This window comes from Neorhizobium turbinariae, from assembly GCF_023223505.1.
Lineage (GTDB): Bacteria > Pseudomonadota > Alphaproteobacteria > Rhizobiales > Rhizobiaceae > Neorhizobium > Neorhizobium turbinariae.
The window spans coordinates 12334-24933 of record NZ_JALPRY010000009.1; the positions used below are offsets into that span (position 1 = coordinate 12334).

10 protein-coding genes are annotated in these 12600 nt (G+C 60.6%); 5 read left to right on the top strand and 5 right to left on the bottom strand.

The window, feature by feature from the left end; genetic code table 11:
- Nucleotides 1-130 precede the first annotated feature (130 nt).
- Entirely contained in the window at nt 131-1219 is a 1089-nt protein-coding gene (locus M0654_RS08265; protein ID WP_248682685.1) for a glycosyltransferase family 4 protein, read from the top strand.
- A 16-nt stretch (nt 1220-1235) separates the two neighbouring features.
- Entirely contained in the window at nt 1236-3443 is a 2208-nt protein-coding gene (locus tag M0654_RS08270; RefSeq protein WP_248682686.1) for an amylo-alpha-1,6-glucosidase, read from the top strand.
- An 85-nt stretch (nt 3444-3528) separates the two neighbouring features.
- Here M0654_RS08270 and M0654_RS08275 read toward each other — a convergent pair whose 3' ends face one another.
- The 5 genes from M0654_RS08275 to M0654_RS08295 form a co-directional block, all read right to left on the bottom strand.
- Nucleotides 3529-3717, bottom strand: coding sequence for a YegP family protein (locus M0654_RS08275; RefSeq protein ID WP_118851866.1), 189 nt, complete (start codon nt 3715-3717; stop codon nt 3529-3531).
- Nucleotides 3718-3785: 68 nt separating this feature from the next.
- Nucleotides 3786-6509 (bottom strand): sensor histidine kinase, encoded by a 2724-nt coding sequence (locus tag M0654_RS08280; RefSeq protein ID WP_248682687.1) that lies wholly within the window; start codon nt 6507-6509, stop codon nt 3786-3788.
- Nucleotides 6506-6745, bottom strand: coding sequence for a hypothetical protein (locus M0654_RS08285; protein ID WP_248682688.1), 240 nt, complete (start codon nt 6743-6745; stop codon nt 6506-6508). Before M0654_RS08285 ends, M0654_RS08280 begins: the two co-directional genes overlap by 4 nt.
- 16 nt (nt 6746-6761) lie before the next feature.
- Nucleotides 6762-7151 carry a response regulator transcription factor gene (locus M0654_RS08290; RefSeq protein ID WP_118851868.1) on the bottom strand — a complete coding sequence of 130 codons (390 nt, stop codon included), beginning with the start codon at nt 7149-7151 and terminating at the stop codon, nt 6762-6764.
- 76 nt (nt 7152-7227) lie between these two features.
- A complete protein-coding gene (locus M0654_RS08295) occupies nt 7228-8811 on the bottom strand; it encodes a helix-turn-helix domain-containing protein (RefSeq protein WP_248682689.1) in 1584 nt (527 codons plus the stop codon).
- Between the two features lie 169 nt (nt 8812-8980).
- On the opposite strand from M0654_RS08295, the gene M0654_RS08300 reads away from it, so the two are divergent.
- From M0654_RS08300 to M0654_RS08310, 3 genes are all read left to right on the top strand, one after another.
- The gene (locus M0654_RS08300; protein ID WP_118851870.1) at nt 8981-10339 is read left to right on the top strand and encodes a substrate-binding protein; all 1359 of its coding nucleotides are present in this window, start codon (nt 8981-8983) and stop codon (nt 10337-10339) included.
- Between the two features lie 77 nt (nt 10340-10416).
- A complete protein-coding gene (locus M0654_RS08305) occupies nt 10417-11448 on the top strand; it encodes a branched-chain amino acid ABC transporter permease (RefSeq protein ID WP_245450580.1) in 1032 nt (343 codons plus the stop codon).
- A gap of 1 nt (nt 11449) precedes the next feature.
- Nucleotides 11450-12595, top strand: a complete 1146-nt coding sequence (locus M0654_RS08310; RefSeq protein WP_248682690.1) for a branched-chain amino acid ABC transporter permease — start codon at nt 11450-11452, stop codon at nt 12593-12595.
- Nucleotides 12596-12600: the final 5 nt, after the last annotated feature.

The following is a 12600-nucleotide window of genomic DNA, read 5'->3' on the forward strand; positions in this document are numbered from 1 at the left end:
CTTCTTTGTGCGTCTTCCTCTTCACCACCCTGTCAACCGGTGGGCGTTCAACAGCGACCTGTGCTCGAAACAGAGCCGGTGCGGAGGATAGCTGCAGGTCTACCTTTTTCGGTGAAGGAGGTTGTTCATCATGAAGATCGCCCAGATCGCTCCACTCGCTGAACGCGTTCCGCCCAAACTCTACGGGGGAACGGAGCGGATCGTGTCTTACCTGACGGAGGAACTCGTTCGGCAGGGCCATGAAGTAACGCTTTTCGCCAGTGGTGACTCGATCACCGACGCAAAGCTTGTTTCCGCCTGTCCCACGGCACTCAGGCTCGATCCGGCGGTGAAGGATCCGCTTCCCCATCACATGATCCTTCTGGAGGAGATCCGCAGACGGGCGTCCGATTTCGATGTCTTGCACTTCCACATCGACCTCCTGCATTACCCGATGCTGGCTCAACTTAATGTGCCTGCGCTGACGACGCTGCACGGGCGGCTTGATCTCCCCGATCTGCAACCGTTCTACAGGTTCTTTCCAAACCAACCGCTAGTCTCGATTTCTGACGACCAGCGCAGGCCGATGCCACCGGTGAACTGGGCGGGCACCGTCTACCACGGGCTGCCACGCAACGTCCTGCCGTTCACGGCGAAGCCCGAGGAAGACTACGTTGCCTTCCTTGGCAGGATCTCGCCGGAGAAACGACCTGATCGGGCGATCGAGATTGCCGGGCGCGCCGGCGTGAAGCTGAAAATTGCAGCCAAGATCGATAACGCCGACCGGGAATATTGGGAGACCGTCATCGAACCGATGGTGCGCGAAAGCCCCAATGTCGAGTTCGTCGGCGAGATCAGCGAGCAGCAGAAGGCGAGCTTCCTGGGAAATGCGCGCGCCCTGCTCTTCCCGATCGATTGGCCCGAACCATTCGGCTTGGTCATGATCGAGGCCATGGCCTGCGGCACACCTGTCATCGCCTTCCGAAATGGCTCAGTCCCGGAAATCATCGACCACGGCGTCTCCGGCATGATCGTTGGAGACATCTCATCCGCCGTGTCAGCTCTCAAACGCCTCGATGAGCTTCCGAGGCAGAATGTTCGGGAGACCTTCGAGCGACGCTTCACGGTCGAGCGCATGGCCGATGATTATCTCTCGATCTACCAGCACCTGATTTCTGGCTCCGGCTCGACACACCAAACCGCGAACAATGACAACCTCGACCTGCAGGGGGTCGCCTGAGCAAGGAGATGGTTTCATGGACGCTGCAGACATTCAGCCTCAAGCTCCCAATCTCCCCGGGCTCCAGCTGAGCTCGGTCGGGCAGCTTTTTATTCCTGCCTCGGCATCCTTGCAGGAACGACGACCTCGCACCCTCAAACACGGCGATACATTCGCCGTGTTTGACCACAATGGCGACGTGATATCGGGTCCGGGGAGCCCGGAGGGAATCTTCCACCGCGACACCCGCTATCTCTCGCATTTTTACATGACCATCGGTGGCGTGCGACCGATGCTTCTCAGTTCCACTCTGAGGGACGACAACGCAACGCTGACCTGCGACCTGACAAACCCCGACTTGTATGATGCCAGCGGCAAGTTGGTGCTCGAACACGATCTCCTTCATCTCCGGCGGACGCGTTTCCTCTGGCAAGGGCGATGCCTCGAGCGTCTGCTGGTGAAGAACTTCGACGATCAGCCGCACGAGATTTCGATCGATTTTGCCATCAGCGCCGATTTCGCGGATCTGTTCGAGGTGCGAGGAACAGAGCGCCGGAAGCGCGGAACTCAAGGCGCCGCGGTTTCCAAGCAAGACGGCTTGGAGCTTTCCTACACCGGCCTTGACGGCTGCCGGCGAAGCACGACGCTTCGGTTCGAGCCCGCACCAAAGCGGATTACCGCCGAGCAGATAACCTACCGCATCCAGTTGCAACCCGGGCAGTCCCGCTCGATCTTCATCGAGATCGCCTGCAACTCGGGGGCGGAAGCTTCGCCGACAGTGGCTTTTTTCAAGGGCTTCCGGGATGCGCGACGCGCTCTTCGCCAAGCCTCCTCAAGGGCGGCAGCCGTTCAGACATCGAACGACATCTTTAACGAAGCGCTGCGCAGAAGCGTATCTGACATCTACATGCTGATGACGGATACGCCGGAAGGGCCGTATCCATACGCCGGCATCCCCTGGTTCAGCACGGTCTTCGGCCGAGATGCCATCATCACGGCGCTCCAGACGTTGTGGCTCGATCCGGCGATTGCAAAAGGCGTGCTCCGCCACCTCGCAGCCAACCAGGCAAAAGACGTTGACCCTGCGGCGGATGCCGAACCGGGCAAGATCCTCCACGAGGTGCGTTATGGCGAGATGGCAGAGCTGGGTGAGGTTCCCTTCCGTCGCTACTACGGCAGCGTCGACTCGACGCCTCTCTTCGTGATGCTTGCAGGCGCCTACCTTGAACGCACAGGCGACCTGGAGACGCTTCGAGGACTTTGGCCGAACATCGAAGCCGCCCTCGCCTGGCTGGAGGACTATGGCGACCGCGACGGAGACGGCTTCGTGGAATACGGGCGGATGACAGAAGATGGTCTGGTCAACCAAGGCTGGAAGGACAGCTACGACTCCGTCTTCCACGCCGACGGTACCCTCGCCAAGGGTCCGATCGCGCTTGCTGAGGTACAGGCCTACACCTATGGTGCCTTCAGTGCCGCAGCGTTGATCTGCCGTCGACTGGGCCGTCGGGAGCAAGCATCGCAATACTCGGCCAGGGCGGCAGCCCTTCAAAGCGCGTTCGATGCAGCCTTCTTCGATGATTCTCTGGGCACGTTCGTCCTCGCCCTCGATGGCGACAAGCGGGCGTGCCGTGTCAGGGCATCGAACGCCGGCCACGCGCTCCTCACAGGAGTAGCTTATCCGGAACGGGCGGAAGCGGTCGTGAAGACGCTGATGGAACCATCGTCCTTCTGCGGCTGGGGTATTCGAACCGTTCCATCCACCGAAGCACGGTACAACCCGATGAGCTACCACAACGGGTCAGTCTGGCCGCACGACAACTCGCTCATTGCGTCGGGTCTTGGCCGTTATGGCTTCCGGAAAGAAGCCTCAAAAGTGTTCGAAGGACTGTTTGCAGCCTCGACTTACATTGATCTGCGACGCCTGCCGGAACTGTTCTGCGGCTTTAGGCGCCAACGGGCACAGGGCCCAACCTTCTATCCCGTCGCTTGCGCACCTCAGGCGTGGGCGGCAGCTGCACCCCTCTCCCTGCTCCAATCGAGTCTCGGGTTGAGCTTCGATCCGCAGAACACGCAGGTCATTTTCGAACGACCAGTCTTGCCCGCCTTCTTGGACGAGGTCGTTATCCGCAACCTCACTGTCGGTAGCGGCGCAGCCGATGTGGCCCTGCATCGCGCAGGTCACCAGGTGACGGTTGAGGTGCTGGACCGGCGAGGTGCGGTGAAGGTCGTGTCGGTGACCTAAGTGAAGTCACTTGCCGCGTGGCCGCTCACATGGAGCGGGCGGCCACGATCAACATAGACCTTTCAGTCAACAACGACTTCAGGCTTCAGGCCATCGCCGTCGTCTGGTCGTCCGTGGTTGCGCCCGGTGCGTTCTTCTTGATCGATTCGATCGCGGCAACAGCGGAAGCCTTGGCCGAATATCCTTCGGATGCGAACAATGTCTGACCGTTGGATGCCCTGAACCGGAAACGGAATTCGCCAGCCTTGTCCTTGTAGATCTCGAACCTGTACATGTCTGTGCCCCTCCTTTTAACGAGACGATGATAGATCGAATGTTCCCAAACACAAGTGGCTCAGTTTCTCAGCCTGTGGCTCTCGCATGCATCTCCAAAGGAAGCCTCATGCAGAAACAGGCTCCCTCTGCGGCACTGGGCACGAGTTCAAGCGTGCCTCGCATGCGGGCGAGAATTTCCCGACTGATCGGCAACCCGAGTCCCGCTCCGGCATAGGCGGTCGCCCGACCCCGTTGTCCGCGATAGAACTTGTCGAAGATGCGCGGCTGCTCCGCTTCCGGAATACCAGCGCCATTGTCCGAGATCTCCACACAGTAGTGTGGGCCGTCGATAAAGGACCTGATCCATACCGTCGGCGACGGAGCGTTGTTGTATTTGATGGCGTTCGAGATCAAGTTAATCAACACTTGGCTGAGACGGTCCGCATCGCCGGACACATGAGCCGAGTCCACGCGTTGGGTGACTTGGAGCGTGGTGCCATTGTGCAAGGCAAGCGCGTTGCAAACTCGCAGCGCCTGATCCAATGATCGCTCGGGATCAAAGAGATTTGCCTCCCAAACCCGATCGCCTTTTTCGAGCGCGGACACATCAAGGATCTCGTCCAGGAGGGACGTCAATCGCAAGCTTTCCTTGTGGATCGTGTCCACGAAGCTGCGGACCGAGGACTCATCAAGATCGCGTTCCGACAACAGGATCTCCGAGAAGGCGCGGATTGCCGTCATCGGGGTGCGGACCTCGTGGCTTACCTGGCTGAGGAACTCGTCCTTCTGCCGGTCCACTTCCCGTAACTGAAGGTTTGCGGCCTCCAATTTTTCAGCTGTAGCGCGCAACTGAGCCGAGGTGCGTTCCAAAGCTTGCGAGTGTTCGATGACTTGCTGGGTCTCGTCCGCCATGCGCATGACTTCCTCAAGCGAGACCTCGCCACCTGAGACGACTTTCGACAGCATGATATGCGCAGAGGCCGCACCGATTGAGCCGGCAAGTTCTCGCTCCAAGCGGTTGATGAAGGCCGGTGTCGGTTCAAGGCTTGTCCAGGCCGTGCCGGTCTGCCTCGCTTCCTCCGAGAACAGATCAAAGGCTCGCTGCTGGCCGAGCACGCGGCGTGCGACCAGAAGCAGGTCGTCGGTCGTGGCGGAGCCGTGGAGCGAACCAGGTTCGGATGGGCTGCGTCCCGACATATCGATGAACAACGCGGCCTGCACGTGCTCCAGTGCGGACTGGCGCGTGACAAGCGAGCCCAGGATCAAGACCGTGGTGTTGGCAAAGAGGCTCCAGAAAACACCGTGGGCAAGCGGGTCCAGCATATCCAGCCCGAACAAGGCCTGCGGCCGAAGCCAGGAAATGCCATAGGGGCCTTCCGTCATGATTGCAGCCACGCTTGGTGACGAGGTGGCGAAGGATGGCAGGAAGCTCGCCCACAGCCAGACAAGGAAGCCGGTTGATATGGCCGCAATTGCGGCCTTGGCAGATGCGTCGCGCCAAAAGAGCGCGGCGAGGATCGCTGGCAGGAACTGCGCCACACCTGTGAACGAGATGAGACCAATCGGCGCCAGCGCATCTGACGAGCGCGTGAGGTAAAAGTAACCGAAGCCGAGGAACAGGATCAGCACGATGGAAACGCGCCGCGCCCGCAGGAGCAGGCGTCGTACGCCATGGTCGCTGCCGACATGTCCCTCCCCACCAAAGCGCAACATCAGCGGCACTACGATATGGTTCGACACCATGATCGACAGCGCGATCGACTCCAGGATGATCATCGATGTGGCGGAAGAGAACCCGCCAATGAAGGCGAAGAGTGCGAGCCCGCCCTGCCCTGCGGCTAGCGGCAGGGTCAGGGTGAACATGTCAGGGTTGGAGCCGGCGGGCATGATCGTCAGCCCGTAAAGTGCGATCGGCAGGATGAAGAGGCTCATCGCCAGCATGTAGGCTGGGAATGCCCAGCTTGCTGTGCGGAGGTGGCTTTCGTCCGAGTTTTCCACCACCGTCACCTGGAACTGGCGCGGCAGGCAGATGATGGCCGCCGCGGCGAGCAGCATAGAGGCGATCCAGCGGTCGCCGAAGGTATCAGTGTCGTAGATGTCGATGCCCGCCGCCGCCGCGCCGGTAAAAACGCCTTCTAGCCCGCCGCCCGCATAGATGACGAAGACGCCGACGGCGATCAGAGCGGTCAGTTTCACCACCGCTTCGAGCGCAATGGCGGCGACCACGCCATGATGCTGTTCGTTCGCGTCAACGTTACGGGTGCCGAAAAGAATGGTGAAAGCTGCCATGCCCGCCGCGACGCCAAAAGCGAGGCCACCCTCGTCCCAACCCTCCAGGCTGCCACGCCCGAACTCGGAAGCGCCGGCAATTGCCTCAATGGATGAGGTCACTGCCTTCAGTTGCAGCGCGATGTAGGGAGCAATCGCGATAACGGCGAGCAGCGTGACGAGCACGCCAAGGACGCCAGACTTGCCGAAGCGAGAGGAAAGGAGGTCTGCGATGGAGGTGATGCGTTGGCTATGGCTGATATGCACCAGACGTCGGAGGATGAACCACCAACCAATGAAAACAAGCGTAGGGCCGAGGTAGATGGTGACGAATTCAAGCCCGGTGCGCGCCGCCGAGCCTACGGCACCATAAAAGGTCCAGCTCGTGCAATAAACCGAGATGGAGAGAGTGTAGACGAACGGCGAGCGCAGGAAGCCGCCGGCGCGCCGGCGCGTGTGCCGGTCGGCGAGAAACGCGACGAGAAAAAGCAAGCCGACATAGGCAACCGAGGTGGCTATGACCAGGTCGGCGGTCAGCGTCATGACGACCGATCCTGCTGCGCATCTGCAGGGGTCGCGTTATCGTCAGGCAGCACGCGGCTGAACCACCGTGCACCCAGGATCAGCAGGATCCAGACAACAAAGATATAAGCGGCCTCGAGCGGGACACCCAGAACGCGCGTATTGGTGCGAAACAGCAGCGCGAAGGGTGGCATGAACGCAATCGCACCAAACAGCGTGAAGAACAGTGCCGCCGCAACAAGCTTGCGACGAATCATGGCACAGCATGACTGTTCATGGGCTGCTCTCCGCGGTGTTTGCTTCAAGCAATTCGCGCACCGTATCGATCACGTCCACGTTGGAATACGGCTTGGTGATAAACCTGTCCGCCCCCAGTTCCTCCGCCACACGTTTATCCTGCTGCTGCCCCTTCGCCGTCAACACAAGCACCGGCAACGCGCGCAGCGAGGCGTCAGCACGGATCTGCTTGAGCACTTCAAAGCCGGATTTCTTCGGCATCATCACATCGAGCACGAGAACACGCGGACGCATTCGACGCACAGCCTGCATGACCGCCTCTCCGTCGGTCACCGATTGCACTGTCCACCCCGCCCGCTGCAACACGAAACTCAACGCTTCAAGGATGCTCGGTTCGTCCTCGGCGATGAGAATGTCGGTTGGCAACTTTGATCCTCCCTCTTCCTCCGGTGCCACCTTACCATTGAACCGCGCAGCCACAAACGGATGATGCAGTGACTCGTCAGACCTCTACTAAAGTAGGAGGAATGCTCTCTCCGCCGGGCGACCACGGCTCTTCCTGGCGACTGGCGCAATCGGTTCGCGTACACAGACGGCAGGTCGGACCAACTGGGACGTCGAGCCGTGAGTCCGACAGGTTCAGCCCGTCGCCGTAGACTGTTTCGTCGGCATGTAGGATGTCCGTGATCAACAATACGGAATGCGGTAGCGCAACGTCGGTGAAGCCTGAACTCGCGCGCGATACGGCCTTCGCCACAAACAGAAATCGTGAACCGTCGGAAAATCGTGCGACCTGACGCACGATCTGTCCCGAAGTGCGGAACGCTGAGTAGATCGCCCAGAGCGGACAGGCATGCCCGCTCGTCGGAAGCAGAAGACCTGGCAGAGGGAAGTGCTTCGACAAGCGGCCCGCCGGATCGGCGCGCAGGAAACCAAACGGCAGTCCGGCCTCGCCGCTGCGGCGGAGCGTGACGAGACGGTGGGCGATCTGCTCGAAGCTCGCGTTGTAACGTTCACTTAGCGCATCGACGTCATAGCGCAGTGCCACTGCGTCAGCGAGAAAGCTCTCATAGGGAAAAAGGATCGCCCCGGCGATGTAGGTCGCGAGATAACGCCGAGCGCCTTGCCGCGCCATCGGGGATGCAAGCCGGCGCATGCCTGGCACGTCGTCCAGCACGTCCGCACAATTCAACTCCGCGATCAGGCGTGCCATCTGGAACTGACGCGTCGACTGAGGAACCGTGTTGCGGAACCAGAGCGTTCGACTCGAAGGCTCGTAACCGAAAGCTTTGCCGCCACGCGGCTCCGCGGAGCGCTGTATCGTAACCGCATGGTGGCGAGAAAGCAGGTGGACCATTGTTGCTTCGTCAAATGGTCCATCAGCGTCGATTCGCCGGCGCTGCGTGGCAGCGGCACCCTCGAGTTCCGGGAAATGGTTCTGGGCAGCGAAGATCATGTCGTCCACCTCCTGGCGGGCAGAGGCGAAACGGCTGCGGCTGGAGGTCTGGTCGAACTGACCGATCAGGTTGCGGGCAACCGCAGTCAATCCGAGCGCCTCGCGGCTGATCGACGCTAAAAAGCGTGTCTGCTCTTCGCTACTGAGGTCCGGCACCGAATCAAGAATTTCTGCACCCGAGCGAATTGCGGTGATACCGGAAAGCACTTGGTGGAGGAGTTGCGAAAGCAGCGGATCAGCGCGAAGTCGATCGGCATAGGCGTCACTGCTCGACATGGCGGTGGTATAGGCGCGGTAGAGCTGGGCAATGACTGCAGCGATACCGGGGCTGGTGGCGACGAGATGGCGAGCGTCTTCTGGCCGCATGCCTCTGTCCGCGAGCACGGGATCAGCGAAGGCCTCAATCAGTTCGTGCATGAGGCGGTGCTCCGCCTCGCCGGTCAGTTCGTCCCGCTCGATGCCGAGTTCGGCGGCGATGCGTTGGAGCAAGGTGCCGCCCACCTGCCTTTTGTTGCCCTCGATCAGGTTAAGGTAGCTCGGTGATACGCCCACGGCCCGCGCGAGGGCCGCCTGCGAGATGGACAGAGCCTTGCGCCTCGTACTGATCCTCAAGCCTATCGGTGCGCGCAATGCCAACCTCCCCTGTCAACACGTTGACAGTTTTTATTCTCCCCATGTGCAAAGATTTACAGAATTTTCGTTGTCTTACAATGACCTATTGCGTGTCTATTACTTGAGACGGATAGTAAAACGCTAAGCTCGTTGAGGGACGGGCTTCCGTGAACAAGGGAGGAATTCAATGAGCACAATCAAGGGCGGCTTCACACGCCGCAATGTCATCAAGACGGGCCTCACTGGTATTCTCGCCACTGGTGTCGCACCGCTCGTATTTTCGCGCGGCGCCTGGGCGCAGGACTTCTGCAACAATCCGACCGGAAGTACCGTGACCTTCGGCCTCAACCTGCCGCTCACCGGCGCTTACGCCGAAGAAGGCGCAGACGAGCAGAAAGCCTATGAGCTTGCGATCAAGCACCTGAACGGCGAAGGCGACGGCGGGCTGCTGAACGTATTGAAGCCTTCGGCACTCAAGGGCAACGGCATTCTCGGCAAGAAGGTCCAGTATGTCAGCTCGGACAGCCAGACCAAGTCCGACGTGGCCCGCGCAGGCGCGACCCGCATGATCGAGCGCGACGGCGCGATCATGATCACCGGCGGCTCCTCCTCCGGCGAGGCAATTGCGGTGCAGAGCCTTTGCCAGGAACTGGGCGTGATCTTCATGGCCGGCCTGACGCACTCCAACGACACGACCGGCAAGGACAAGCGTCGCTACGGCTTCCGCCACTTCTTCAACGCCTACCAGTCCGGCATCGCGATTGCGCCGGTTCTCGGCGAGGAATACGGCAAGGAGCGTCGGGCATACCACCTGACGGCCGACTATACCTGGGGCTGGACGCAGGAAGAATCGATCAAGGCGGCAACTGAAGCGCTCGGTTGGCAGACGGTCCAGACCGTGCGCACGCCGCTCGGTGCCGCGGACTTCTCGCAGTACCTCACGCCGGTCCTCAACTCCGGCGCCGACGTGCTGATCCTCAACCACTACGGTAACGACATGGTCAACTCGCTGACCCAGGCCGTGCAGTTCGGCATGCGCGACCGTCAGGCGAACGGGAAGCAGTTCGAGGTCGTGGTGCCGCTGTTCTCCGAACTGATGGCGAAAGGCGCCGGCGAAAACATCAAGGGCATCTTCGGCACGTCCAACTGGCACTGGAACCTTCCCGACGAAGGCTCGAAGGCGTTCACCAAGTCGTTTGGCGCGGCTTACGGCTCGCCGCCGTCGCAGGCCGCTCACACGGCCTACGTCCAGGCACTTCTTTATGCGGATGCCTGCGAACGCGCCGGAACCTTCTACCCGCCGGAAGTCATCAAGGCGCTGGAAGGATTCGAGTTCGACGGCATGGGCAATGGCAAGACGCTTTATCGCGCCGAAGACCACCAGTGCATGAAGTCCGTGCTGGTCGTTCGCGGCAACGAGAAGCCGACAAGCCAGTTCGACGTATTGAACATCGTCAAGGAAATCGACCGCGAGACGGCAAACTACGACCCGGCGATCTTCGGCGGCGAGCTTGGCGCGGCCGAGCCGGTTCCTCAGTGCCGCTAAGCTGAACGTGCCCCCGCCCCGCCAAACAGACGGCGGGGCGGGTTCCGCATGAATGACTGCAGGTCGGGGAGGCCGCATTGTTTGAAGTCTTGTTTCTTCAGTTCCTGAACGGGCTTGATAAAGGCAGCGCCTACGCGCTTATCGCCCTTGGACTGACGCTCGTTTTCGGCACGCTTGGCGTGGTGAACTTTGCACACGGGGCGCTGTTCATGATCGGCGCCTTCTGCGCCGTCACCTTTCGCCAGTTGCTGACGCTTGAAACCGTCACGGTTGATCCGAACAACCTGTCTCCGTGGGGAACACCCGTTGAGATCCGTGCGCCGCTGGTGCAGGCCTGGTTCGGAGACTTCGGCGCCATCCTCGTCAACTATTCCGTCCCCCTCTCACTGCTACTGGCGATCCCGGTGATGCTGTTGATCGGCATCGGCATGGAACGCGGGCTCATCAAGTATTTCTACAAGCGCCCGCACGCAGAACAGATCCTCGTCACCTTCGGTCTTGCGATCGTGCTCGGTGAAATCATCAAGGCGATCTTTGGGCCGAACCCGATCCCGCAGCCGATGCCGACGGACCTGCGCGGCGCCGCCGACATCGGGGCTTGGCTCGGCATGGCGCCCGGCGTCATCACCTATCCACTGTGGCGACTGGTCTACTTCCTGTTCTCCGCTGGCATCATCGCCGCGGTGTTTGCCTTCCTGCAGTTCACCACCTTTGGCATGGTCGTGCGTGCCGGCATGGCAGACCGCGAGACAGTCGGGATTCTCGGCATCAATATCGATCGGCGTTTCACGATCATGTTCGGCATCGCCGCGGTCGTGGCGGGCATGGCCGGCGTGATGTACACGCCGCTACTTCCGCCCAACTACACGATCGGCATGGACTTCCTGGTCATCTCCTTCGTGGTTGTCGTGGTTGGCGGCATGGGTTCGCTTCCCGGAGCGATCGCGTCCGGCTTCCTTCTCGGTATCCTCCAATCCTTCGCGTCGATGACCCAGGTGAAGGCGATCTTCCCTGGCATCGACCAGATCATCATCTACCTCGTAGCCGTCATCATCCTGCTCGTCCGTCCTCGCGGACTGCTGGGCCGTCGCGGCGTGATGGAGACCTAGAATGTCGAACTTCATGTCACGCAAGGACCTCACGCTGTTCCTCGGTTTTGCCGCAGTGGTTTTGCTGCTACCGATCCTCGCCACGCCATTCGGCGCGGCCTATCCGGACCTGCTGCAGCGGTTCATGATCTTCGGGATCTTCGCCGTTGGCTTCAACATCCTGTTCGGACTGACAGGTTACCTGTCGTTTGGCCACGCCGCTTTCTTCGGCGTCGGCTCCTACGCGGCAATGTGGTCATTCAAGCTTCTCAGCCTCAATGCCATTCCCGCCATTCTCTTTGCAGTCGTGATGTCAGGGCTTTTTGCTGTCGCGGTCGGCTACGTATCGCTGCGCCGGTCGGGCATCTACTTCTCGATCCTGACGCTTGCCTTTGCGCAGATGAGCTACAACCTCGCCTATTCGGTGCTGACACCGATCACCAACGGCGAGACTGGTCTGCGCATGACGCTCAGCGACCCGCGGGTCATCGATGGGCTCTTCACGAGTGCATCCGGTGCGCCGGTGCCGAGCCTCTTCGGCATGTCGCTTTCGGGCTGGAACGGCTTTTATTTCACCGCCCTCTTCCTGCTGACTACCTTCTTCCTCTCGATGCGCATCAGCAATTCGCCGTTCGGCATGATGCTGAAGGGCATCAAGTCGAATCAGAACCGGATGAACTATACCGGCTTCAACACGCGGCCCTACACACTGACGGCCTTCGTCATCTCCGGCATGCTCGCCGGCCTTGCAGGTTCGCTACTCGTCGTCACCGACCCGCTGGCCGGCGCTGAGCGCATGCAGTGGACGGCATCGGGCGAAGTGGTGTTGATGACCATCCTCGGTGGTGTCGGCACGCTGGTTGGCCCCGTGATTGGCGCTTGGCTGATCAAGTACTTCGAGAACATCTTCTCGTCGTTCAATGATAACGTGCTCAACAACTTCTACAGCTTCCTGCCCGATGGGCTGCGCGAGGTCGTGGTCGCCGTGAGCGGCAAGTTTGTCGGCGAAGGCTGGCACCTGTCGCTCGGCCTGCTTTTCGTGCTCATCGTCGTCTTCCTGCCCGGCGGCATCATGGAAGGTGTGCGGCGCATCGGCGCCCGCTTCGGGCACATGCGCAAGGGATCCAAGAGCAGTGCTCGCGTCGGCGCGACAGCAGCGGTGGGATAAGGGAA

Excerpts from the sequence above, each read along its gene's own strand:
- M0654_RS08265 (WP_248682685.1), top strand. The coding sequence starts at position 131 with ATGAAGATCGCCCAGATCGCTCCACTCGCTGAACGCGTTCCGCCCAAA.
- M0654_RS08270 (WP_248682686.1), top strand. The coding sequence starts at position 1,236 with ATGGACGCTGCAGACATTCAGCCTCAAGCTCCCAATCTCCCCGGGCTC.
- M0654_RS08275 (WP_118851866.1), bottom strand. The coding sequence starts at position 3,717 with ATGTACAGGTTCGAGATCTACAAGGACAAGGCTGGCGAATTCCGTTTC.
- M0654_RS08280 (WP_248682687.1), bottom strand. The coding sequence starts at position 6,509 with ATGACGCTGACCGCCGACCTGGTCATAGCCACCTCGGTTGCCTATGTC.
- M0654_RS08285 (WP_248682688.1), bottom strand. The coding sequence starts at position 6,745 with ATGATTCGTCGCAAGCTTGTTGCGGCGGCACTGTTCTTCACGCTGTTT.
- M0654_RS08300 (WP_118851870.1), top strand. The coding sequence starts at position 8,981 with ATGAGCACAATCAAGGGCGGCTTCACACGCCGCAATGTCATCAAGACG.
- M0654_RS08310 (WP_248682690.1), top strand. The coding sequence starts at position 11,450 with ATGTCGAACTTCATGTCACGCAAGGACCTCACGCTGTTCCTCGGTTTT.